20 protein-coding genes are annotated in these 23,296 nt (G+C 71.3%); 13 read left to right on the top strand and 7 right to left on the bottom strand.

Translation table 11 applies throughout. The annotated features are described in order from the left end of the window. Positions 1-37: 37 nt before the first annotated feature. From ACH4YL_RS29465 to ACH4YL_RS29450, 4 genes are all read right to left on the bottom strand, one after another. The gene (locus tag ACH4YL_RS29465) at positions 38-724 is read right to left on the bottom strand and encodes a response regulator (protein WP_398510485.1); all 687 of its coding nucleotides are present in this window, start codon (positions 722-724) and stop codon (positions 38-40) included. Beyond that, positions 721-1,941, bottom strand: coding sequence for a sensor histidine kinase (locus tag ACH4YL_RS29460; protein WP_398510484.1), 1,221 nt, complete (start codon positions 1,939-1,941; stop codon positions 721-723). The genes ACH4YL_RS29465 and ACH4YL_RS29460 overlap by 4 nt, the downstream gene beginning before the upstream one ends. 122 nt (positions 1,942-2,063) lie before the next feature. Beyond that, positions 2,064-2,342 carry a hypothetical protein gene (locus ACH4YL_RS29455; RefSeq protein WP_398510483.1) on the bottom strand — a complete coding sequence of 93 codons (279 nt, stop codon included), beginning with the start codon at positions 2,340-2,342 and terminating at the stop codon, positions 2,064-2,066. A 32-nt stretch (positions 2,343-2,374) separates the two neighbouring features. Further along, positions 2,375-3,169: a PspA/IM30 family protein gene (locus ACH4YL_RS29450; protein WP_398510482.1), complete on the bottom strand. Its 795-nt coding sequence runs from the start codon at positions 3,167-3,169 to the stop codon at positions 2,375-2,377. Between the two features lie 292 nt (positions 3,170-3,461). Here ACH4YL_RS29450 and ACH4YL_RS29445 point away from each other — a divergent pair, with 292 nt between their 5' ends. The 3 genes from ACH4YL_RS29445 (at position 3,462) to ACH4YL_RS29435 (ending at position 6,776) form a co-directional block, all read left to right on the top strand. Continuing rightward, entirely contained in the window at positions 3,462-4,061 is a 600-nt protein-coding gene (locus ACH4YL_RS29445) for a DUF3043 domain-containing protein (protein ID WP_398510481.1), read from the top strand. A 35-nt stretch (positions 4,062-4,096) separates the two neighbouring features. Next, a complete protein-coding gene (locus tag ACH4YL_RS29440) occupies positions 4,097-4,849 on the top strand; it encodes a class I SAM-dependent methyltransferase (RefSeq protein WP_398510650.1) in 753 nt (250 codons plus the stop codon). Positions 4,850-5,033: 184 nt separating this feature from the next. Continuing rightward, positions 5,034-6,776 carry an ABC transporter ATP-binding protein gene (locus tag ACH4YL_RS29435; protein WP_398510649.1) on the top strand — a complete coding sequence of 581 codons (1,743 nt, stop codon included), beginning with the start codon at positions 5,034-5,036 and terminating at the stop codon, positions 6,774-6,776. A 190-nt stretch (positions 6,777-6,966) separates the two neighbouring features. On the opposite strand, the gene ACH4YL_RS29430 is transcribed toward ACH4YL_RS29435, so the two are convergent. Continuing rightward, on the bottom strand, positions 6,967-7,176 hold the full coding sequence (locus ACH4YL_RS29430; protein WP_398510480.1) for a hypothetical protein: 210 nt from the start codon (positions 7,174-7,176) through the stop codon (positions 6,967-6,969). 91 nt (positions 7,177-7,267) lie between these two features. Between ACH4YL_RS29430 and ACH4YL_RS29425 the strand changes: the two genes are divergently transcribed. From ACH4YL_RS29425 to ACH4YL_RS29410, 4 genes are all read left to right on the top strand, one after another. After that, entirely contained in the window at positions 7,268-8,470 is a 1,203-nt protein-coding gene (locus ACH4YL_RS29425) for a bifunctional adenosylcobinamide kinase/adenosylcobinamide-phosphate guanylyltransferase (protein WP_398510479.1), read from the top strand. Positions 8,471-8,524: 54 nt separating this feature from the next. After that, on the top strand, positions 8,525-9,631 hold the full coding sequence (gene cobT, locus ACH4YL_RS29420; RefSeq protein ID WP_398510648.1) for a nicotinate-nucleotide--dimethylbenzimidazole phosphoribosyltransferase: 1,107 nt from the start codon (positions 8,525-8,527) through the stop codon (positions 9,629-9,631). 80 nt (positions 9,632-9,711) lie between these two features. Beyond that, positions 9,712-11,496 (top strand): phosphatidylglycerol lysyltransferase domain-containing protein, encoded by a 1,785-nt coding sequence (locus ACH4YL_RS29415; RefSeq protein WP_398510478.1) that lies wholly within the window; start codon positions 9,712-9,714, stop codon positions 11,494-11,496. Further along, entirely contained in the window at positions 11,493-12,200 is a 708-nt protein-coding gene (locus ACH4YL_RS29410; protein WP_398510477.1) for a hypothetical protein, read from the top strand. Before ACH4YL_RS29415 ends, ACH4YL_RS29410 begins: the two co-directional genes overlap by 4 nt. Here ACH4YL_RS29410 and ACH4YL_RS29405 read toward each other — a convergent pair. Next, positions 12,146-12,904 (bottom strand): hypothetical protein, encoded by a 759-nt coding sequence (locus tag ACH4YL_RS29405; RefSeq protein WP_398510476.1) that lies wholly within the window; start codon positions 12,902-12,904, stop codon positions 12,146-12,148. The genes ACH4YL_RS29410 and ACH4YL_RS29405 overlap by 55 nt on opposite strands. A gap of 26 nt (positions 12,905-12,930) precedes the next feature. On the opposite strand from ACH4YL_RS29405, the gene ACH4YL_RS29400 reads away from it, so the two are divergent. Further along, a complete protein-coding gene (locus tag ACH4YL_RS29400; protein ID WP_398510475.1) occupies positions 12,931-13,746 on the top strand; it encodes an adenosylcobinamide-GDP ribazoletransferase in 816 nt (271 codons plus the stop codon). An 8-nt stretch (positions 13,747-13,754) separates the two neighbouring features. Here ACH4YL_RS29400 and ACH4YL_RS29395 read toward each other — a convergent pair whose 3' ends face one another. Further along, the gene (locus ACH4YL_RS29395; RefSeq protein ID WP_398510474.1) at positions 13,755-14,615 is read right to left on the bottom strand and encodes an endo alpha-1,4 polygalactosaminidase; all 861 of its coding nucleotides are present in this window, start codon (positions 14,613-14,615) and stop codon (positions 13,755-13,757) included. Positions 14,616-14,810: 195 nt separating this feature from the next. Here ACH4YL_RS29395 and ACH4YL_RS29390 point away from each other — a divergent pair, with 195 nt between their 5' ends. From ACH4YL_RS29390 to ACH4YL_RS29370, 5 genes are all read left to right on the top strand, one after another. Then, positions 14,811-16,349: a leucyl aminopeptidase gene (locus ACH4YL_RS29390; protein ID WP_398510473.1), complete on the top strand. Its 1,539-nt coding sequence runs from the start codon at positions 14,811-14,813 to the stop codon at positions 16,347-16,349. A gap of 265 nt (positions 16,350-16,614) precedes the next feature. Beyond that, positions 16,615-18,003, top strand: a complete 1,389-nt coding sequence (gene lpdA / locus ACH4YL_RS29385) for a dihydrolipoyl dehydrogenase (protein WP_398510472.1) — start codon at positions 16,615-16,617, stop codon at positions 18,001-18,003. A 93-nt stretch (positions 18,004-18,096) separates the two neighbouring features. Next, complete coding sequence (gene sucB / locus ACH4YL_RS29380) at positions 18,097-19,872, top strand: 2-oxoglutarate dehydrogenase, E2 component, dihydrolipoamide succinyltransferase (RefSeq protein WP_398510471.1); 1,776 nt, start codon at positions 18,097-18,099, stop codon at positions 19,870-19,872. A 160-nt stretch (positions 19,873-20,032) separates the two neighbouring features. Continuing rightward, the gene (locus ACH4YL_RS29375) at positions 20,033-20,470 is read left to right on the top strand and encodes a hypothetical protein (RefSeq protein WP_398510470.1); all 438 of its coding nucleotides are present in this window, start codon (positions 20,033-20,035) and stop codon (positions 20,468-20,470) included. Continuing rightward, positions 20,467-23,295, top strand: a complete 2,829-nt coding sequence (locus ACH4YL_RS29370; RefSeq protein WP_398510469.1) for a tetratricopeptide repeat protein — start codon at positions 20,467-20,469, stop codon at positions 23,293-23,295. The genes ACH4YL_RS29375 and ACH4YL_RS29370 overlap by 4 nt, the downstream gene beginning before the upstream one ends. Position 23,296: the final 1 nt, after the last annotated feature.

The following is a 23,296-nucleotide window of genomic DNA, read 5'->3' as shown; positions in this document are numbered from 1 at the left end:
CGCGCATACCGCAGCTGGAGTAGGCGCAGACCCCGTCTCACTCCACCCTTGGACGTACCAGGCCCGATTCGTAGGCAATGACCACCAATTGAGCCCGGTCGCGGGCGCCCAGTTTCGCCATCGCGCGGTTCACATGGGTTTTGACGGTGAGCGGGCTGACGACCAGACGCTCGGCGATCTCGTCGTTGGAGTGGCCGCCGGCGACCAGGACGAGGACCTCGCGTTCGCGGCTGGTCAGCGCGGTGAGCCGCTCGGAGTACGCCTCCGACTCCGGGTCGTCCTCCGAAGTGCCGCCCTGCGCGAGGAACTTGGCGATCAGGCCCTTGGTCGCGACCGGCGAGAGCAGCGCCTCGCCCGCGGCGGCGATACGGATGGCATTGAGCAGTTCTTCCGGTTCCGCGCCCTTGCCGAGGAAGCCGGAGGCGCCGGCCCGCAGCGACTGCACGACGTACTCGTCCACCTCGAAGGTGGTGAGCATGACCACGCGTACGTTCACCAGCTCGGGATCAGCGCTGATCATGCGGGTCGCGGCGAGACCGTCCGTGCCGGGCATGCGGATGTCCATCAGGACCACATCGGCCTTCTCGGAGCGGGCGAGAGCGACCGCCTCCGCGCCGTCCGCCGCCTCGCCGACGACCTGCATGTCGGGTTCGGAGTCCACCAGCACCCGGAACGCGCTGCGCAGCAGCGTCTGGTCGTCGGCGAGCAGCACCCTGATCGTCATCTGTCCTCCCCCGCACCGGCCTTGAGGGGAAGTATCGCCTGGACGCGGAAGCCGCCGCCGTAGCGGGGCCGCGCGCTGAGCGTGCCACCGAGCGCGGTGACCCTCTCGCGCATGCCGAGCAGGCCGTGCCCGCCGCCGTCCTTCGGGCCGTCCGGCTCGGTGCCGTTGTCCAGCACGGTGACCTCCAGCGTGCGGCCGACCGTGATCACGCTGACCTCGGCCTTCGCGTCCGGGCCCGCATGCTTCTGCACATTGGTCAGCGCCTCCTGGATGATCCGGTACGCGGCGAGGTCGACGGCCGCGGGCAGCCGTACGCCGTCGTCGGCGCGGGCCACCTCGACCGGCAGGCCCGCCTGCCGGAAGGTGGTGACCAGCTCGTCGAGCACGGCGAGGCCGGGAGCCGGTTCGGTCGGGGCCTCCGGGTCGCCGGACTGGCGCAGCAGTCCGACCGTGGCGCGCAGTTCGTTGAGCGCGGAGCGGCTGGCCTCGCGCACATGGGCGAGGGCCTCCTTGGCCTGGTCCGGCCGTTTGTCCATGACATGGGCGGCGACTCCGGCCTGCACATTGACCAGCGCGATGTGGTGGGCCACCACATCGTGCAGATCGCGCGCGATCCGCAGCCGCTCCTCGGCAACCCGGCGGCGGGCCTCCTCGTCGCGGGTCTGCTCGGCGCGCTCGGCCCGTTCCCGTATGGCGTCCACGAAGGCGCGACGGCTCCGTACGGCATCGCCTGCGGCACCGGCAAGACCGGCCCAGGCGAAGATGCCGAGATTCTCCTGGGTGTACCAGGGGTTCGAGCCGAAGGCCATCGCGGCGGCGGTCAGCACCGCCATGGTGAGCAGGCCGACCCGCCAGGTGGTGGGGCGGTCGGTCCGCGAGGCGACCGTGTAGAGCGCGATCACGGCGCTCATCGCCACCGGCGCGGGCTGGGGGCTGACAACCAGCTCGATGACGGAGAGCGCGGTGGTGAACACCAGCACGCCCATCGGCCTGCGGCGGCGGAACACCAGGGCCGCCGAGACCAGGACCATCAGCAGGATGCTGCGCAGCTCCGGCGTGCGGCCGCCGAAGTCGGGTCCGTGCCGGCCGTTCGGGTCGGCGAAGGAGCCGATGACCATGCAGATCAGCGCGCCCACCGCCAGGGCGCCGTCGAACGCCAGCGGATGCGCGCGCAGCCAGCTCTGGGTGCGGGCGAACCCGGTGGCGAGTGAGGTCACGTCAGGCAACGTTACGGCGTGTCCCGGCGGCCGCGTACCTCCGCGACCGCAGCGGAAGACAGCAGAATGCCCCGCTCCGGATCGAACCGGAGCGGGGCACAGGTGCTGTTGGAGTGGGAATGTCAGCCCGGGATGAGGCCGTCGTCGCGGAGCAGTGCTCGTACGTCCTCAAGGGTCGCGTCGGGGGCCGGCAGGATCAGCTCGGACGGCTCCAGGGCGTCGTCCGGCAGGGGCTCGCCAAGCTCGCGCACCTTCTCCAGGAGCGCGTGGAAGGTCGTGCGGAAACCCGGCCCGTCCCCGTTCTCCATCTCGGCGAGCAGTTCGTCGTCGAGCTTGTTGAGCTCGGTGAGGTGGCTGTCCGCCACTTCCACCTGGCCCTCCCCCATGATCCGTACGATCATGACGAGTCCCTACTGCTAGGCCCTGCTGCTGGTCACTGCTTGTCGAACTTCGGTGTGCTCTGCTGCGGGGCGGCCTCCTGCTTGCCGTTGCCACCCTCGATGGCCTGCTGCGACGAGCTCGAGCCGCCCGCCAGCTCGGCCTTCATGCGCTGGAGCTCCAGCTCTACATCCGTACCACCGGAGATGCGGTCCAGCTCGGCGGCGATGTCGTCCTTCGCCATCCCGGACTGGTCGTCCAGGGCGCCGGAGGCGAGCAGCTCGTCGATCGCGCCCGCCCTGGCCTGCAGCTGCGCGGTCTTGTCCTCGGCCCGCTGGATCGCCAGACCGACGTCACCCATCTCCTCCGAGATGCCGGAGAAGGCCTCGCCGATCCGGGTCTGCGCCTGGGCCGCGGTGTAGGTGGCCTTGATCGTCTCCTTCTTGGTGCGGAAGGCATCGACCTTGGCCTGCAGGCGCTGGGCGGCAAGCGTGAGCTTCTCCTCCTCGCCCTGCAGGGTCTGGTGCTGCGACTCCAGGTCGGTGACCTGCTGCTGGAGCGAGGCACGGCGGGACAGCGCCTCGCGCGCCAGGTCCTCACGGCCGAGCGCCAGCGCCTTGCGGCCCTGGTCCTCCAGCTTGGTCGACTGTCCCTGCAGCTGGTTCAGCTGCAGTTCGAGGCGCTTGCGGGAGGTCGCAACGTCGGCAACTCCGCGGCGCACCTTCTGCAGCAGCTCGAGCTGCTTCTGGTACGAGTAATCGAGGGTCTCGCGCGGATCCTCGGCCCTGTCGAGGGCCTTGTTTGCCTTCGCGCGGAAGATCATCCCCATACGCTTCATGACACCGCTCATGGGCTTCGCGCGCCCCCTTCTGACGGACTCAGCTTCAGCACTCCAACAGAACCCACAGTACGGGCCCTGCATCCATTACCGCACTGTTCGAGCGCGGATGCGCTCATCCCCAAGGACGACTGCTTTCGGCTCCGATCCGGCGGAAGGAGTAGGTGACCGTCAGGGGAACCTGGGGCGACGTCCGCTCTGTCCGGCTTGGGGCCGGCTTCTGTCACCTAGGGACGCACGGTGTTGCGGGATCGTTCCCCCGGAGGGTGGGGCAGCAGCCCCGCACCACGTACCCTTGGGTTTTGTGTTCCGTAGCCGTGCCAATGAAGAGAAGGTCCGCACCGACAAGGTGACGATCGACCTCTCCAAGCAGACCCGCGACCCAGAGGCCCCGAAGGGCCGCCCCACGCCGAAGCGCAGTGAGGCCCAGACGCAGCGCCGCCGTGCCTCCTCGGGAGCGCCGGCGGACCGCAAGGAGGCCGCCAAGCGCCAGCGGGAGGCCCGGCGGACCGATCTCGCCAAGCAGCGTGAGGCGCTCGCCAGTGGCGACGAGCGGTATCTGCCTGCCCGTGACAAGGGACCGGTGCGCCGGTTCGTCCGTGACTTCGTGGACTCGCGCTTCTGCGTCGCGGAGTTCTTCCTGCCGCTCGCCGTGGTGATCCTGGTCATGAGCATGGTCCGGGTCGGCCAGCTGCAGAACATCGCGCTGCTGATCTGGCTCGGCGTGATCGTCATGATCATCGTGGACTCGATCGGTCTGGTGATCCGCATGCGGAAGCAGCTCAACGAGCGCTTCCCGAACGAGCCCCGGCGCGGCGCGGTCGCGTACGGCCTGATGCGTACGCTCCAGCTGCGCCGACTGCGTCTGCCCAAGCCGCAGGTCAAGCGCGGAGAGCGGCCCTGAGCACGACCGGTTTCGAAGGTGGTGCGGCCGCCTGGCTGAAAGGCCTCGGCGGGCTGCGCAACACCGTCCGGCAGGAACTAGTCGCACGCCAGCTCGACGAGCAGATAGCCGCCCGGTTCCCGGTCGGCCGACGGCTGCGGATCCTGGACGTCGGAATGGGCCAGGGCACGCAGGCGCTGCGGCTGGCGCGGGCCGGCCACTCGGTGACGGGACTCGAGTCCGACCCGGAGATGGTGCGTGCGGCGCGGCAGTCGCTGACGACCGAGCCGGAGGGCATCCGGGAGCGGTTCAAGCTGATCGAGGGCGACGGCCGCGACACCGGGGTGCACTTCCTTCCGGGCTCGTTCGACGTGGTGCTCTGCCACGGTGTGCTGATGTACGTAGAGGATCCCGACGCCGTGCTCGCGGGTCTCGCCCGGATGCTGGCTCCGGGCGGGCTGCTCTCGCTGCTGGTGCGCAACGGCGACGCGCTGGCCATGCGGCCGGGTCTCGCCGGTGACTGGTCCGATGCGCTGGAAGCCTTCACTTCGGACTCGTACACCAACCGCCTCGGGCTGCCGGGCCGCGCGGATCGCCTCGAAGCCCTGACGGCGACGCTGGCGGGAATCGCGGCACCACTGCATGCCTGGTACGGAGTGCGGGTGTTCACCGACGGCGTGCCGAACGACGCCGAGCTGCCGGCCGACGACGAGCTGGAGCGGCTGCTGGCCGCCGAGGACCGGGCGGGACGTACGGAGCCGTACCGGCGGGTGGCGGCGCTGCTGCACCTGTGTGGCGTGCGGGGCTGAACCGGCCTACGTGCGCTGACCGGTTGACTTCGCGTCAGCAGGTGTCAGGAACGTCGGCCCGGTCAGGTACCGCGGGCATTTCTGCGTCCTCACTCAAGTGACCATCGCAGAAGCCACGGAAAGTCCTGCCCGGAAGCAAGCCGAAAAGCCCGCCGAGAAGGCGGTCGAGAAGCCGGTCGTCAAACTGCCCGCCCGTGAGACCTGGCGGGCGCTTTACACGCACTTCCGCCCGCACCGCTGGGCCGTCGCGCTCGGCGCCGGGCTGACCCTGATCGGCACGGTCACCGGCCTGGCCCAGCCGCTCGCCGCCAAGACGCTGGTCGACCGGCTCGGCGACGACGAATCGATCACCGGTGTGCTGGTGCTGCTCACCGCACTGGTGGTGCTGGGCACGGCGATCGAGGCGGTCGGCGCGTACATCCTGGAACGCACCGCCGAGTCCGTGGTGCTGGCCGCCCGCCGCACGCTGATCGGGCGGCTGCTCCGGCTGCGGCTGCCGGAGGTCGAGCGGACCCAGCCCGGCGATCTGATGTCCCGGGTCACCTCGGACACGACGCTGCTGCGGGCGGTGACCACGCAGTCGATCGTCTCGGCGGCGACCGGCGGCCTCGCCTTCATCGCCACGATCGTGATGATGGGCCTGATGGACCCGGTACTGCTCGGCGTCACGCTCGGGGTGATCGTGCTGATCGGCGGCTGTGTCGGGCTGCTCATGCCGAAGATCGCGCAGGCGACCCAGCGTTCGCAGGAGGCCGTCGGCGAGATATCCACCGTGCTGGAGCGGGCCTTCGGGGCGTTCCGCACGCTCAAGGCCTCAGGCGCGGAGGAGCGCGAGACGGCGGTCGTGGCGAAGGCGGCGCGTGAGGCGTGGCGGCACGGCCTGCGGTCGGCGAAGTGGCAGTCCGCGGCCTGGTCTTCGGTGGGTCTCGCGGTGCAGGTGTCGTTCCTGGCGGTGCTCGGCATCGGCGGCGCGCGAGTGGCGTCCGGCGCGATCTCCATCTCGACGCTGGTCGCCTTTCTGCTCTTTCTCTTCTATCTGATCGACCCGGTCTCGAGGCTGGTCGAGGCCGCCTCGCAGTACCAGGTCGGTTCGGCGGCGATCGCGCGGATCGTGGAGGCGGAGCGGCTGGAGACGGAGGACCTGGACGGTCCGGCACCGGCCGTGGGTCCGGGCGGTGCCGCGTCGGTCGTCTTCGAGGACGTCACCTTCCGCTACCGGGACGATCTTCCGTACGTCCATCACGGCGTCACCTTCGAGGTCCCCGGGGCCGGGATGACCGCCTTCGTGGGCCCTTCGGGGGCCGGCAAGACGACCGTCTTCGGCCTGATCGAGCGGTTCTACGAGGCGGGCGGCGGGCGGATCACCGTCGACGGCAGGGACGTACGCGACTGGCCGCTGGCCGAACTGCGGGCCGCCATCGGCTATGTCGAGCAGGACGCGCCCGTACTGGCCGGAACGCTGCGCGAGAACCTTGTCTTCGCCGCGCCGGACGCGACCGAGGAGCAGATCCGGGACGTGCTCGTACGCTCGCGCCTCGACGCGCTCGTGGACCGGCTGCCGGACGGCCTGGAGACGGTGGTCGGGCACCGCGGCTCCAAGCTGTCGGGCGGTGAGCGGCAGCGCGTGGCGATCGCGCGTGCGCTGCTGCGCCGGCCACGGCTGCTCCTCCTCGACGAGGCGACCTCGCAGCTGGACGCCGTCAATGAGATGGCGCTGCGCGATGTGGTCGCGGAGGTGTCCCGGGAGGTGACGGTCCTGGTGGTGGCGCACCGGCTGTCGACGGTGACGCTGGCGGACCGGATCGTGGTGATGGACGCGGGCCGGGTGCGGGCGGTGGGCACGCACGCCGAACTGGTGGCGGGAGACCGGTTGTACGGGGAGCTGGCGGCGACTCAGTTCCTGGCGTCGGCACCTTCAGCCGCCTGATCGGCGACCGCCGGGCCCGGGGCCTGGGGCTCGGGGCGGCGCGGCGACGGCATCGGCTTCGGCTTCGCGAGCCGGCCGTCGGGAGTGGCGTGGGGTGCGTGCGGGGCGGTGACCCGGCGACGGCAGAGGTGACGCTCGGTGAGATCCGGAGATGGAGAGCGTGGGGGCGCGCGGGCCCCCACGCCCTAAGTCACTCCGCCGCCGCGTTGAGGCTCATCGGGCCGTAGATCTTGGTCGTGTCCTCCGAGAGGGTTACCTGCTCCACCCCGCCCTCCAGGAGTTCCTTCCAGTACTCACCGATCCAGGACTCGGCGTCGCCCTGCGTGGTGAACTCCTCCGGCTGCACGGCCGGCTGGACCTCCGTCCCGTCGGACTTCTCGAACCGCCACGTCCATGCCATGTCCGCCTCCCAGGGCCCACCAGTGATCTCTTTCCTGCCCGCAGCGTAGCCGGGCGCGCACGGGCCGCGGCGACGCGGGAGGATCAGTGGCGTGGAACTCACTCTGCTCGGCACCGGCGCGCCCGCCGGACTCCCCCGGCCCGACTGCCCGTGCGCCGTGTGCGCCGTCGCACGCGGTGCGCAGGCGCGTGCCGCCACCGCACTGCTGGTGGACGGCGCCCTGCTGCTCGATCTCACGCCCGGCGCCGCTCTCGCCGCCGCACGGGCCGGGCAGTCGCTCGCCGGCGTACGGCAGGTGCTGCTGACGCATCCGCACAACGGGCCCGCCGTGGATCTGCCCGCCGGGCTGCCGGCTGCCGGACGGGTGCCGGACGGGCGGGAGTTGACGCTGATCAGCGGCCACCGGGTGCGGGCCGTGCCGATGGACCATCCGGGTACGGGGTACGAGGTGACCTCGCCGGAGGGTGAGCGGCTGCTGTATCTCCCGCCGGCGGGCGCGCCCGCCGGTCTTGCGGAGGGTCTGGCGGCGTACGACATGGTGGTCGCCGATGTCGTCGGGCGGCCGGACGCCGTCGCGCGGCTGCGGGCGTCCGGCGCGGTCGGCGCGACCACGGACGTGGTCGCCGTCCATATCGACCACGATGTGCCCGGCGGCGGGCCCGAGCTGGCCCGGCGGCTCGCGGCGGCGGGTGCGCGGGTGGTGCCGGACGGGACGACGCTGATCGTCGGCGAGTACCACGCCGTGCCGGACGTCCCGCGCCGCACGCTGGTCACCGGCGGCGCCCGGTCCGGGAAGTCGCTGGAGGCCGAGCGCCGGCTGGAGACCTTCCCCGAGGTGCTGTACGTCGCCACCGGCGGACTGCGCGACGGCGACTCCGAGTGGGCGGCCCGTGTCGCTGCGCACCGGGAGCGCCGGCCCGGCTCATGGCGGACCGTCGAGACCTGCGATCTCGTGCCGCTGCTCGCCGACGAGGGGCCGCCGCTGCTGATCGACTGCCTCTCCCTGTGGCTCACCGACGCCATGGACAGGGTCGGGGCGTGGGACGACGCGCAGTGGGCGGCGGACGGCGAGCGCGCGCTGCACGGGCGGGTCGCCGAACTGGTCGCGGCCGTACGGGAAACACGGCGCACCGTCGTCGCGGTGACCAATGAGGTGGGATCCGGCGTGGTGCCGGCGACCGCGTCGGGCCGGCGTTTCCGCGACGAATTGGGCCGCCTGAACGCCGCCTTCGCCGCCGAGTGCGAGCAGCTGCTGCTCGTCGTCGCGGGCCAGGCGATGGTGCTCCGCAGCTGACGGGTGCCGCCGTTGCCGTACACACGTGCAGGTACTGTCTCGCGCATGAGCAGGCTGAATCTCGACGACTTCTCCGATCTGATCGAGCGCCCCGACAGCGGCATCCGGCGCGACGCCGAGGACCGCAGGGAGCGGCTGATCGTGCCGGCCGGCGCGCTCGGGCGTCTCGACGAACTGGGCGACTGGCTCTCCGCCGCGCAGGCTTCCGTACCGGTCAGGGCCATCGGTCAGCCGCGCGTCGTCCTGTTCGCCGGCGATCATGGAGTGGCCGAACTCGGCGTCTCCGGCCGGGAGTCGGGCTCCGCGCACGAACTGGTGCGGGCGACGCTGGAGGGTGCGACCCCGCTCGCCGTGCTGGCGCGCACGATGGGCGTGCCGGTGCGGATCGTCGACGCCGGTCTCGACAGCGACCCGGAGCTGCTGCCCGACGAGGTCGTACGCCGCCGGGTGCGGCGCGGCAGCGGACGGATCGACGTCGAGGACGCGCTGACGATCGAGGAGGCCGAGCAGGCCGTACGCCTCGGGATGGCGATCGCGGACGAGGAGGCGGACTCCGGAACCGATCTGGTGGTGCTCGGCGATCTGAGCGTCGGCGGCACCACGCCCGCCGCCACACTGATCGCCGCGCTGTGCGGCACGGACGCCTCGGTGGTCACCGGCCGCGGTGGCGCAGGCATCGACGATCTGGCCTGGATGCGCAAGTGCGCGGCGATCCGGGACGCGTTGCGGCGCGCACGGCCGGTGCTCGGCGACCAGCTGGAGATGCTGGCCGCGGTCGGCGGCGCGGATCTGGCGGCGACGACCGGGTTCCTGCTGCAGAGCGCGGTGCGGCGGATGCCGGTGATCCTCGACGGAGTGGTCTCGGCGGCTTGTGCGCTGGTCGGGCAGCGTGCTGCGTTCCGCGCGCCGGACTGGTGGATCGCGGGCCAGGTGAGCGGCGAGCCGGCGCAGTCGAAGGCGCTCGACCGGATGGCACTCAACCCGCTGCTGGACCATGGCGTCACTGTGGGGGAAGGAACCGGGGCATTGCTCGCACTCCCCCTCGTACAGGCGGCGGCCGCGCTCGCGGCCGAACTGCCGGAACGTACAGAGCCGGTGGATCCCGCGGAGCCGGTGGACGCGGTGGACCCGGTGGTGCCGGTGGAGAGCGACACGGACTGACGCGTGGGCACGGCCGCCACTGACCGGGCGGCTGTGCCCTCGCCCGCCATGACACGCGATGCCCCATATCATCGCGTTTCATGGGAGAGGTCCGTTTGTCCAGCGAAGAGGCGAGCCGAGGCACGACAGGCCCCAGCCCCCGCAACGTACGCTCACGGCGCAGTGCGGCGTTCGCCGTCTGGTATCTGCGGGCGGTCACGTTCATCAACTTCCTGAGCGCCGTATGGGTCTCGCTCGGCCAGGACCTGCGCCGGCACAACGTCGACGACTACTTCACTCCCTATCTGCTGACCGCGGGCTTCGCCTCCGGCGTCTTCACGCTCTTCCTGGCCGTCACCATGCGCCGCCGCAAGCGGGCGGCCTGGATCCTCAACTCCGTACTGGCCTGGCTGTTTCTGCTGCTCTTCGCGCTCGCGATCGCCGTCGCCCCGGGCATCCGCGCGCATGCGCAGAACTGGGTCTCGCTGGCCCTCACCGCCGCCTTCGCGCTCGCGCTGGTCCTCGGGCGAGAGGAGTTCTACGCGAAGGGCGACCGCGCCAACCCCCGGCTCGCCGCGGCGGTCGCGGTCGGCGGACTGCTGGTCACCTCGCTGCTGGCGGCGATACTCGTCACGGTCACCAACACCTCGTCCGGCCACGCCACTTTCCTGGAGCGCTGGCGGTACGGCCTGATGCGGCTGGTCTCGCTCGCCGCGGACGACTCGCGTTTCCCCGGCATCGCCACGCCCGGCTGGGTCGACGTCACCATCAACGTGCTGTCCACACTGCTGCTGCTCGCCGTGCTGTACGCGGCCTTCCGCTCCCGCCGCGCCGTCGACCCCCTCACCGAGGACGACGACGAGCGGCTGCGCGTACTGCTCCAGCGCCACGGCGACCGCGACTCGCTCGGCTACTTCGCGCTGCGCCGCGAGAAGAGCGTCGTCTGGTCGCCGACCGGCAAGGCCGCCGTCGCCTACCGGGTGGTCGGCGGCGTGTCACTGGCGTCCGGCGACCCGCTCGGCGATCCCGAGGCATGGCCCGGCGCGATCGGCCCCTGGCTCGCGCAGGCACGTGAACACGGCTGGATTCCGGCGGTGATGGGAGCGAGCGAGGAGGCCGGCACGATCTACGCCCGGCACGGCCTGGACGCGCTGGAACTCGGCGACGAGGCGATTGTCGAGACCGACCGGTTCACGCTGGACGGCCGCGCGATGCGCACGGTGCGCCAGGCGTACAACCGCGTCAAGCGTGCCGGTTACCAGGTGCGGATCCGCCGGCACGAGGAGATCCCGGCCGGCGAGATGGACGTGCTGCTCGGCCGCGCCGACGACTGGCGCGACGGAGCCACCGAGCGCGGCTTCTCGATGGCGCTCGGGCGGCTCGGCGATCCCGGCGACGGCCGCTGCGTGATGCTCGAATGCCGGGACGGCGACGGCCGGTTGCGCGCGGTGCTCAGCTTTGTGCCGTGGGGCCCGAAGGGGCTCTCGCTCGATCTGATGCGACGTGACCGGGATTCCGAGAACGGCCTGATGGAGTTCATGGTCATCGAACTCCTCCAGCGCGCAAGGGAGATCGGTATCACGCAGGTGTCCCTGAACTTCGCGATGTTCAGGTCGGTCTTCGAACGCGGCTCGAAGCTCGGCGCGGGACCGGTGCTGAGGCTGTGGCGCTCACTGCTCAGTTTCTTCTCCCGCTGGTGGCAGATCGAGTCGCTGTACCGCGCCAACGCCAAGTACCGGCCCGTCTGGGAGCCCCGTTTCCTGCTCTTCGAGAAGAGCGCCGACCTGCTGCGCATCGGAATCGCGGCAGGCCGCGCCGAGGGCTTTCTGGAGGCGCCCGGGCTGCCCGGCTGGATGCACCGCAGACATCTGGAGACCAGGCGTTGAACACGGTGAGCGCGTTCGCGCACCGCGAGTGGGGGCCGCTGTACGCGACCGTGCGGAAGGCGCTCGTCACCGAGAAGTGGCGGGCCGTTCCGATGACGCTCGGGGCCGTCTGCCTCACGGCGCTCTTCCAGCTGGTGCAGAACCAGTCCTGGGGCATCGGCCCGGTCCGCACCATCGGCTTCGTCCAGGCCGAGGACCCGCTGTGGGTGGCGCTGCTGCGCACGCCGTTGTCGCTGTTCGTGCCGGCGCTGGATCTGCCGGTGTGGGGTGCGCTGGCGCAGGTGCTGCTGGTGTTCGGCATCGCGGAGATCTGCCTGGGCCGCTGGCGGACGCTGGTGATCGCGTATGTCTCCACGCTGGCCGGGACGACCTACGCGCGGATCGGCATCGCGGTCGGGCCCGAGGGCTTCTTGGGGCTGCCCGCGTCGGACGCCGAGGTCGTCGACACCGGTCCGTCGGCGGCGGTCGTCGGCCTCGCGGTCTTCGTCTGCTGGTGCTACCGGGCCTGGTTCACGGCGGCGCTGGTGATCGTGGCGATGATCGTCGAGGTGATGGTCCAGGACAACCTGGCGGGCAAGGAGCATCTGGCGGCCATCGCCGCGGTGCTGGTGGTGTGTGCGCTCTCGTCGCTGCTGCTGCGGCGCGGGCGTCAGCGCTCGACCGCGGGCGGCGGCCGGTCGGGCGCGCCGCCGATGAGGTCCTGAAACTTGTGTCGCAGCCCGCCCCAGCGGCGGTCGTGGCGGTAGGAGCGCAGCCGGGATTTCGCACGGGCCTTGGGCCGTTTGCGGTAGAAGCGCTTGGACCAGAACGAGCCGGGCCGGGCCAGCCGGACGGCCCCGAAGATCGCCACGAACGGGATCAGCACGCTGAGCAGCGCCATCCGCGCTTTGCCCTTGAACAGCGTGATCAGCACCAGCAGGAAGTTGATCGCCACGGTCGTGACCAGCGTGACGCGGTTCTGCTGCTCGTCCGGTGACTGGTCGTTGACGCCGAGCGGCGAGAACCCGCCGAGCACCAGCAGCGCCAGGGCCGCGGCAAGCACCACCACCTCGACGCTCTGTCTGCCCTGCTCGGTCCAGTAGACGTCGTCGAGATGGAGGATCAGCGCGAACTCGTCGAGCACGAGGCCCGCGCCCATCCCGAAGATGATCGCGCAGAAGGCCGCGGCCACGCCGTGCCGGGCGCTGCCGACCGCGCCGAATCCGCCGATGACGGTGAGGATCACGCCCGGCACCACGTGGTGGATGTGCATGCCGCCGGGAGTGACGTTCTTGAACGGCCCCCGGCCTGCCCTGATCAGCCGGACGATCGTGCGGGTGATCAGGAAGGTGAGGATGAAGGAGGTCAGCGCGAGCAGCATCGGGAGCTTTCCGGGCTCGATGACGTTGCGGTTGAACCAGTCGAACATGCCCACCTGCTCCCGATTTGTACGTGATGCGCAATTTACCGGCAGAAGGGCCGGGCTACCCTTCGCCGGTGATCCCTCTGGCCGGTATACGTTTCGCCTTCGGCACCCTGACCGTGCTGCCCGTCCGCGTCACCCGCTGGGACCGGGACGCGGCGCGCGCCGGAATGCTGAGCGCGCCGCTCGCCGGGCTGGTCGTGGGCCTGTGCGCGGCTGCGGCCGGCGGCCTGCTGACGCTCCTCGGCTCCGGTCCGCTGCTTGCCGCGACGGCCACGGTCGCCGTCCCGGCGGTCCTCACCCGAGGCCTCCATCTGGACGGCCTCGCCGACACGGCGGACGGCCTCGGGAGCGGCAAACCGGCCGAGGACGCGCTCCGGATCATGAAGCAGTCGGACATCGGCCCATTCGGGGTCATCACGCTGCTGTTCGTCCTGCTGGCGCAGATCGCGGCCGTGTACGAGCTGTACGGCGAGGGCTGGGCGTACGGCGCGCTCGCCGCGACGGCCTCAGCCCTCACCGCCCGTCTCGCCCTCACCCTGGCCGCCCGCCCGGGCATCCCGGCGGCCCGCCCCGAGGGCCTGGGCGCGGCGGTGGCGGAGGTCGTTCCCGTACGGGCCGGACTGGCGGCTGCGGCACTGGTCACGGCGGGATGCGCGGGTGCGGGCGCCCTGCTGGACGGGTTCGGCCCGCTGCGTTACGGCTTGGGCGTACTGGCCGGACTCGGCGCGGCGCACCTGTTGTTGAGGCACTGCGTGCGCCGCTTCGGCGGAGTGACGGGCGACGTGTTCGGCGCGCTTGCGGAGACGGCGGCGACGGCAGCGCTGCTCGTGCTGACGCTGGGTTAGCAGTCCTGTCAGCAGTCCTCGCGCCAGACGCCCAGGTCCCACTTCTTCAGCATCGAGCTCAGCCGGAGCCGGTTCGCCTCGGGGCAGAACTCGTCCGTCTTCAGCTCGTACTCGACGTGGAACACCGCCTTCCCGGCCCGGACGAACGGCGTGAGGCGGTCGCACTCGTCGTGCTCCGCGCACTGTTCGTTGACCGCGAAGTCGAAGTCCGGCACCAGCTGCGGAATCTGGTCGAGGTCGTTCTTGAGGCCCACCGCCATGCCGCGGTCGTGGGCGAGGCGGGCGATCAGCCGGTTGTAGCGGAGCTGGTCGGCGGCGGTGAGGGGGAAGCCGGAGGGGTTGGCGTACGCGTCCATGTTGTCGGGCTCAACCGCGTCGAAGCCCTTGTCGCGGCACATGTCCATGCGCTTCGCCATCAGCGGTTCGAGGACGTCGGTACGGCGGATGTCGAGCCAGCGCTCGCCCTCCCAGCCGTTGCCGCGGCCGAGTACGGACTTCGGGAACTTCGCGGCGTCCGGGCGGAAGTCCTCCCACGCGCCGGTGGAGAGATAGCAGATCACCTTGACGCCCCGGCGGTGCAGATCGGTGACCGCGGACTTCGGGTGGTTGAAACCGTCGATGTCGTACACCGGCACATCGACGGTCGGGTCCAGCTTTCCGGTGAGCTGCCACTGCCAGTCCAGGCCGGGCTTCGGCTGCCACCGCGCGGCGGCCGGCTTCCCGGCGGGCGTCTTCTCCGCGGGCGCCTGCTCCGCGGGCGTCTCCGACTCCTGCTCCTGCTGCTCCCGCTCATCCGGCTCGTCCCCTGCCGCCGTGCAGCCGGCCAGGACGAGTACGAGCAGCGTGAGCAGCACGGGTAGGCGTTTCACCGGGCGGTCTCCAGTTCGCATGGCAGCGGTGATCCATTCGACCATGCCGACCCCGGTGAAACACACGCCACGCAGGAGTGAACTGCCGCCGCCGTGAGCGCGCCATGTGACCGCGCGTAGGCTCTTGCCCGGCGTGGGATGTCGACCCATCCCCTCTACGGCCCCGGAACTCAACGGAAGCGAGATTTCACCACCGTGACTGCTCTCACTCTCAGCACTTCAGGCGCTACGACGCTGCGCGCCGACGTCCTCGTCGTCGGCGTGGCGAAGGGCGCCAAGGGCCCGGTGGTGGCGCCGGGCGCCGAGGCCGTGGACAAGGCGTTCGGCGGAAAGCTCGCCTCCGTGCTCGACACTCTCGGGGCCACCGGCGCCGAGGGCGAGGTGACCAAGCTCCCCGCCCCGTCCGGCATCAAGACCCCGGTCGTCCTCGCGGTCGGCCTCGGTGCCGTCCCGGAGAAGGACGAGGCCTACCCGGCCGAGACGCTGCGCCGCGCTGCCGGCACCGCCGCCCGCGCGCTGAACGGCACGAAGAAGGCCGCCTTCGCGCTGCCCATCGAGGCCTCCGAGGACGCCGAGGCGATCGCCGAGGGCGCGTTGCTCGGCGCGTACGCCTTCACCGCGTACCAGGGCACGCAGGGCAACGACAAGGACGTCAAGAGCGGCAACGGCCCGAAGCTGCCGCTCGCCGAGGTCGCCCTGCTCGGTGCGAAGCCGCGCGACAAGGCGCACAAGGCCGCGGCCGAGCGCGCCATCGCGCTGACCGAGGAGATCAACCGCGCCCGCGACCTGGTCAACACCCCGCCGAACGACCTCTACCCCGAGTCGTTCGCCGCGGTCGCCACCGCCGCCGGCAAGGAGCACGGCATCAAGGTGCAGGTGTTCGACGAGAAGGCGCTCGACAAGGGCGGCTTCGGCGGCATCCTCGGTGTCGGGAAGGGCTCGGCGCACGGCCCGCGTCTGGTGAAGCTCTCCTACACCCACTCCAAGGCTGCGAAGACGCTCGCGCTGGTCGGCAAGGGCATCACCTACGACTCGGGCGGCATCTCGCTCAAGCCGGCCGGCCACAACGAGACGATGAAGTGCGACATGAGCGGCGCCGCCGCGGTCTTCGCCGCCGTCGTCACGGCCGCCCGCCTCGGCCTCGCGGTCAATGTCACCGGCTGGCTCGCGCTCGCCGAGAACATGCCGTCGGGCACGGCCACCCGCCCCGGCGACGTGCTGCGCATGTACAGCGGCAAGACGGTCGAGGTGCTCAACACCGACGCCGAGGGCCGGCTGGTGCTGGCCGACGCGCTGTGGAAGGCCTCCGAGGAGAAGCCGGACGCGATCGTCGACGTGGCGACGCTGACCGGCGCGATGGTGCTCGCGCTCGGCAACCGCACCTTCGGGATCATGTCCAACGACGACGCCTTCCGTACCTCCATCCACGAGGTCGCCGAGGAGGTCGGCGAGCAGTCCTGGCCGATGCCGCTCCCCGCCGAGCTGCGCAAGGGCATGGACTCGCCGACCGCCGACATCGCCAACATGGGTGAGCGGATGGGCGGCGGGCTGGTCGCCGGTCTGTTCCTGAAGGAGTTCGTGGGCGAGGGCATCACCTGGGCGCACCTGGACATCGCGGGTCCGGCGTTCCACGAGGGCGCGCCGTTCGGCTACACGCCCAAGGGCGGCACCGGCTCGTCGGTGCGCACGCTGGTGAAGCTGGCGGAGCGGGTCGCCGACGGCGACCTGGGCTGAGGACGGCTCAGTACAGCTGACGTGAGCTGACGCCCAGCTGACGCACAGTGCCGGGGCACTGGGGTCCGGGTGGGCGGGTCGGAGGGTGAGCTACCCGACCCGCCCCCGGGTCCCGCCGTGCGGCAACAAGTGCGAAGATGGGTTCTCGGCAGGACAGGGCCCCCACCACAGGGCCGAAAAAACAGCGGCCGAACACCAGCCGACCGGCCGGCCGTCCCCCGGGAAGGGGACCCGGCGACCGGCGCACATGCATGGAGGACGTGACGTGGCGAACGACGCCAGCACCGTTTTCGACCTAGTGATCCTCGGCGGCGGTAGCGGCGGTTACGCTGCGGCGCTGCGTGGGGCTCAGCTGGGCCTGGACGTCGCCCTGATCGAGAAGGGCAAGGTCGGCGGTACCTGCCTGCACAACGGATGCATCCCCACCAAGGCTCTGCTGCACGCCGGCGAGATCGCCGACCAGGCTCGCGAAGCGGGCCAGTTCGGCGTCCTGGCGAGCTTCCAGGGCATCGACATCGCGGCCGTGCACAAGTACAAGGACGACGTGATCTCGGGCCTGTACAAGGGTCTGCAGGGTCTCATCGCCTCGCGCAAGGTCACCTACATCGAGGGTGAGGGCCGACTGTCCTCCCCCACCTCCGTCGACGTCAACGGCCAGCGTGTGCAGGGCCGCCACGTCCTCCTCGCGACCGGCTCCGTGCCGAAGTCGCTGCCGGGCCTGGAGATCGACGGCAACCGCATCATCTCCTCGGACCACGCGCTGAAGCTGGACCGCGTCCCGCAGTCCGCGATCGTGCTGGGCGGCGGCGTCATCGGCGTCGAGTTCGCCTCGGCGTGGAAGTCCTTCGGCACCGAGGTCACCGTCATCGAGGGCCTCAAGCACCTGGTCCCGGTCGAGGACGAGAACAGCTCGAAGCTTCTTGAGCGCGCCTTCCGCAAGCGCGGCATCAAGTTCAACCTGGGCACCTTCTTCGAGAAGGCCGAGTACACCCAGGACGGCGTCCGCGTGACCCTCGCGGACGGCAAGACCTTCGACGCCGAGGTACTGCTCGTCGCCGTCGGCCGCGGCCCGGTCTCCGCCGGTCTCGGCTACGACGAGCAGGGCGTCGCGATGGACCGCGGCTATGTCCTCGTCGACGAGTACATGCGGACGAATGTGCCCACGATCTCGGCGGTCGGCGACCTGGTCCCGACCCTCCAGCTCGCGCACGTCGGCTTCGCCGAGGGCATCCTGGTGGCAGAGCGGCTGGCCGGTCTGAAGACCGTTCCGATCGACTACGACGGTGTGCCCCGGGTGACGTACTGCCACCCCGAGGTCGCCTCCGTCGGCATCACCGAGGAAAAGGCCAAGGAGATCTACGGTGCGGACAAGGTCGTCGCGCTGAAGTACAGCCTCGCGGGCAACGGCAAGAGCAAGATCCTCAAGACCGGCGGCGAGATCAAGCTCGTCCAGGTCAAGGACGGTGCTGTGGTCGGCGTCCACATGGTCGGTGACCGTATGGGCGAGCAGGTCGGCGAGGCGCAGCTGATCTACAACTGGGAGGCTCTGCCGGCCGAGGTCGCGCAGCTCATTCACGCGCACCCGACCCAGTCCGAGGCCCTCGGCGAGGCCCACCTGGCTCTCGCCGGCAAGCCGCTGCACGCCCACGACTAACTCTCCCTCGGGCGCGACGACACTTCCGCACTTCCCCTCGCTTGGCGCTCCGCGCAAGCTGGGGAGACCCCATCGTAAGGAGCAACTGAAACCATGTCGGTTTCCGTAACCCTTCCGGCGCTCGGCGAGAGCGTCACCGAGGGCACTGTCACCCGCTGGCTGAAAGCCGAGGGCGAGCGCGTCGAGGCCGACGAGCCGCTGCTCGAGGTGTCGACCGACAAGGTCGACACCGAGATCCCCGCCCCGGCCGCCGGCATCCTGGCGTCCATCAAGGTCGCCGAGGACGAGACCGTCGAGGTCGGCGCCGAGCTCGCCATCATCGACGACGGCTCGGGCGCCGCGGCTGCCGCTCCGGCTCCGGCCGCTGCCGAGGCCCCCGCCGCGGCTCCGGCTCCCGCAGCCGCGCCCGCCGCTCCCGCCCCGGTCGCCGAGGCTCCGGCCCCGGCTGCCGCGCCCGCTCCGGCTGCTGCCCCCGCGGGCGGCGCCACCGGCACGGACGTCGTTCTCCCGGCGCTCGGCGAGAGCGTCACCGAGGGCACCGTCACCCGCTGGCTCAAGCAGGTCGGCGAGTCCGTCGAGGCCGACGAGCCGCTGCTCGAGGTCTCCACGGACAAGGTCGACACCGAGATCCCCGCTCCCGCCTCCGGCGTGCTGCTGGAGATCGTGGTCGCCGAGGACGAGACCGCCGAGGTCGGCGCGAAGCTGGCCGTGATCGGTGCCGCGGGTGCCGCTCCGGCCGCCGCGCCCGCTCCGGCGGCCCCGGCCCCCGTCGCGGCTCCCGCACCGGTGGCTCCCGCGGCCCCGGCCGCGCCTGCCGCTCCGGCTGCTCCGGCGCCCGCACCGGTTGCGGCTCCCGCACCGGTCGCCGCTCCGGCTCCGACTCCGGCTCCTGTCACCCCGGCTCCTGCGGCTCCGGCCGCTCCCGCCGCCGAGGCGAGCGACGCGTACGTGACCCCCCTGGTCCGTAAGCTCGCCGCCGAGAACGGCGTGGACCTGGCCGCGGTCAAGGGCACCGGCGTCGGCGGCCGTATCCGCAAGCAGGACGTCATCGCCGCCGCGGAGGCCGCCAGGGCCGCCGCGGCCGCTCCGGCTCCTGCCGCCGCCGCTCCTGCCGCCGCGTCGAAGGCCCCCGCCCTGGAGGTCTCCCCGCTGCGTGGCCAGACGGTCAAGATGACCCGCATGCGCAAGGTCATCGGCGACAACATGATGAAGGCGCTGCACTCGCAGGCGCAGCTGTCCTCGGTCGTCGAGGTCGACATCACCCGCCTGATGAAGCTGCGCAACCTGGCGAAGGATTCCTTCGCCGCCCGCGAGGGCGTCAAGCTCTCCCCGATGCCGTTCTTCGTGAAGGCGGCGGCCCAGGCGCTGAAGGCCCACCCGGTCATCAACGCCCGGATCAACGAGGACGAAGGCACCATCACGTACTTCGACTCGGAGAACATCGGCATCGCCGTGGACTCCGAGAAGGGTCTGATGACGCCGGTCATCAAGGGCGCGGGCGACCTGAACATCGCCGGCATCTCGAAGGCCACGGCCGACCTGGCGAGCAAGGTCCGGGCCAGCAAGATCACGCCGGACGAGCTGTCCGGTGCGACCTTCACGATCAGCAACACCGGTTCGCGCGGTGCGCTGTTCGACACGATCATCGTGCCGCCGAACCAGGTCGCGATCCTGGGCATCGGCGCGACGGTCAAGCGTCCGGCCGTCATCGAGACGGCCGAGGGCACGGTCATCGGCGTCCGCGACATGACGTACCTGACGCTGTCCTACGACCACCGTCTGGTGGACGGCGCGGACGCCGCCCGTTACCTGACCGCGGTCAAGGCGATCCTTGAGGCGGGCGAGTTCGAGGTCGAACTCGGTCTGTAAGGGTCATGTGAGTACGGCAGCGCCCCGCTCGGTCCTCCGGGCGGGGCGCTGCCGTGTCCGGCGGCCGTTCTCCCGTATTCGCCAGCGGTCCAACGCCCTTGCCGGGCATGCTGGTTGACCGGCATCCGGGTCCGGTCCGTACAAGGGGAGAGCCGTCCGCATGGAGATCCAGCTCAGCGTTCCGGGCGACAGTGCCGCCGTCATCCATCTCCATGACTGGCTCAGGCGCGACGAACGCACCCGCGGTCTCGGCCCCCGGCTCCACCGGCCCGCCACCCCTCCGGGCGCATCCGGCGGACCCATGGGCGGGCTCGAGTTGGTGAATGTGATCCTGAGCAACAGCATCGCGTTCACCTCGCTCGCCGTGACGCTGGCGAGTTGGCGTACGGCACGCCGGTCCGCGCCTTCGGCGACCGAGGTACGGGTCACCAGCGGCACGACGACGGTGACGATCACCGACGCGTCGGCCGAACAGATCGAGCAGATCCTCCGCTCGCTCACGGCGCCCGGTACGGGGCCGGTCGCCGGCACGGGTGCGAGTACAGGACCAGGTGCAGGCACAGGACCCGGAGACGACCGCGAGGGCGCCTCGTCGTGACCCGGCCCGACCCAGGGGCCTCCCGTGCCGTCCTGATCGGCGCCCATGAGTTCGCCGACACCACGCTGGGCGCGCTCCCCGGCGTCAAGAACAACATCGAGGAGTTACGCCGGCTGCTCACCGACCCCGGCCTCCTCGGTCTCGACGACGCGCACTGCGCGGCCCATCTGGATCCGGACAGCCCGGTGGATGTCCTGGCCCGGCTGCACCGGGCCGCCGACGACGCGACCGACACGCTGATCGTCTACTACGCGGGCCACGGCCTCATCGATCCCGGCGACGAGCGTCAGCTCTACCTGGCCACTCCCGGGACGCGCGCGAACGGCCAGTGGTTTCTCAGCCTGCGCTACGCGGACATCCGCTCGTCGGTCCGGCAGTCGCCCGCCCGCCGGAAGGTGGTGATCCTCGACTGCTGCTTCAGCGCGGTGGCGATCGCCGGCGGCATGTCGGGCTCGTCCGCCGTCGCACCGCAGCCCGAGGACCTGGAGGCCGAAGGCGTCTGTGTGCTGACGGCCGCATCCGAGACGGCGACGGCGCTCTGCCCGCCCGGCGAGACGTACAGCGCGTTCACCGGTGAGCTCGTCGATCTGCTGGAGCACGGCATCGCGCAGGAGCGCAGCGAGCTGCTGACCGTGGGCGCGCTCTACCGGCAGCTGCACAGCAGGCTCTCCGCCAAGAACCGGCCGCTCCCCCAGCTCGGCACCCGGAACACGGGCAGCGACATCGTCCTCGCCAGAAACCGTGCGTACGTCCCCGTCCCGGCCGCCGTCTCCGTCGCCGAGCCCGTCGCCGAGCCCGTCACGGCGCCCGACGCTGCCACCACCGCACCGCGTCCCGCCGGGCCCGACACCCTGGCCGCGCCCGACGCGACATTCGTCGGGCGGGAGCAGGAGCTGGCCCGGATCGGGCGGCTCGCCGAGCGGACACTGGCCGGAGGGCGCCCGATGGTCTGTCTCGTGCACGGCATGGGCGGTGTCGGGAAGACGCAGATCCTGCGCAGGGCGGCGGCGACCTGGGCGGACCGGTTCCAGGACGGCCGCTTCGAGGTCAACCTCCGTGGTTTCGCGCCGGGTCCCGCGCCGGGCGACGGGCGTCGGGCCGAGGAGGCGCGCGACCCGTACGAGGTACTGGAGAGCCTGCTGAGGCAGGCGGGACGCACCGACATCCCGGCCGACCGCAGCGAGCGGGAGGAGCGCTGGCGGGACTGGCTGTCCGGCCGCCGGGTGCTTCTGCTGCTCGACAACGCGCATGATGCCGCGCAGATCCGGCCGTTGCTGCCGGGGCCGAACGCCATGTGCCTCACGCTGGTGTCGAGCCGCGAACAGCAGATGCCGGCCGACGAGTCGGTGCCGGCGGAACTGCTGCCGCCGGCGGATGCGGTGGAACTGCTGCGGAGTGTCGCCGGGGCAGCCGAAACGGCCTTCGACGACAGCGCGTTGGAGGCACTCGCCGAACGGTGCGGGCGGCTTCCGGTCGCGCTGCGGCCGATCGGCTGGTCCCTGCGGCACACACCGGTGTCCGATCTGCTGGCCACGATGGACGCCTCGCATCCGCTGCGCGAACTGCCCGACGCGGACGGTCCGGTACAGGCGGCCTTCCTCGCCTCGTACCTGCGGCTGCCGGCCGCGCTGCAGCTCACGCTGCGACACTGCGCGATGCATCCGGGACCCGACTTCGCGGGCGACACGATCGCCGCGATGATGGGCGTCCCGCCCGCCACGGCGGGTCTGCGTCTCGGACAGCTGCGGCGGCGTCACGTACTGCTGGGCGCGCACGGGCGGTTCACCTTCCACGGGCTCTTCCGGCACTACGCGACGGCGGTCGCCGAGGCGGATCCGGAGCTGCGCGGGCCGGAAGTGCGCCACGGTCTGTACGCGCATCTGCTCGGCTCCCTGGCGCACGGTCTGACCGCCCTGACCGGCGCCGCCGGCGGCCGTGAGCACGCCGACGGAGCCGAGTTCCCCTCGGCCGACGAGGCACGCAAGTGGCTGACCTCGCACTCCGCCGAGTTGGAGCTGGCCGCGGCCGCGGCGGCCGACGACGGCTGGGAGCACGCGGCCCGGCTGGCCAGCGGCGCCGGCTACTGGCTGTATCTCAACGAGCGTTACGGGAGCGCCCGTTCGCACTACGAGCGCGCTCTCCAGCTGGCCCGTACCGCCGGCGACCGGGCGTCCCAGGCCTATGCGCTGAACGGCATCGCCGAGACCCACCGCCTGCAGTTCCACTTCGCGGACGCGCGCGAGAACTACGGGCAGGCGCTCGCTCTGTCGGCCGCCGATCGCACGGCCCGTTCGGAGTCGCTGAACGGCATCGCACTCTCGTACATCGTCGAACAGCGGTACGCCGACGCCCGCGCCTCCTACGAGGAGGCGCTCGAACTCGCCCGTCGGGCGGCCGATCCGGTCGCCGAGGTGTATGCGCTGACCGGCATCGGCGACACGCATCGGTACGAGTTCCGGGACGACGAGAGCGTGGCGTGGTTCGAGGAGGCGGCGAGGCTCGCCGGGCGGACCGGCAACCGCAGCGCGCAGGCGTACGCGCTGACCTGCATCGGCCATGCGCACCGCAACCAGCGCCGGTACGACGAGGCGCACGAGTGCTACAACCGGGCGATCGAGCTCGCCGTCGCGGCCGGCGACAGGATGGCCCAGGCCCAGGCGCACGACGGCATCGCGCGCACATACGCCTTCCAGGGCCGCTACAAGCAGGCACGTGACCAGTGCGTGCTCGCGATGTGGACCTTCGACGCTCTCGGAGTCCAGGACTGGGTCGATCAGTGTGTGGAGTTGCTGCGCGACCTCAAGGCCGACGAGCGGCGGCAATAAT

Source organism: Streptomyces sp. NPDC020681 (genome assembly GCF_044334895.1).
GTDB lineage: Bacteria > Actinomycetota > Actinomycetes > Streptomycetales > Streptomycetaceae > Streptomyces.
The sequence above is the reverse complement of the archived record's forward strand: the minus strand, read 5'-3'. Positions and strand labels throughout refer to the sequence as shown.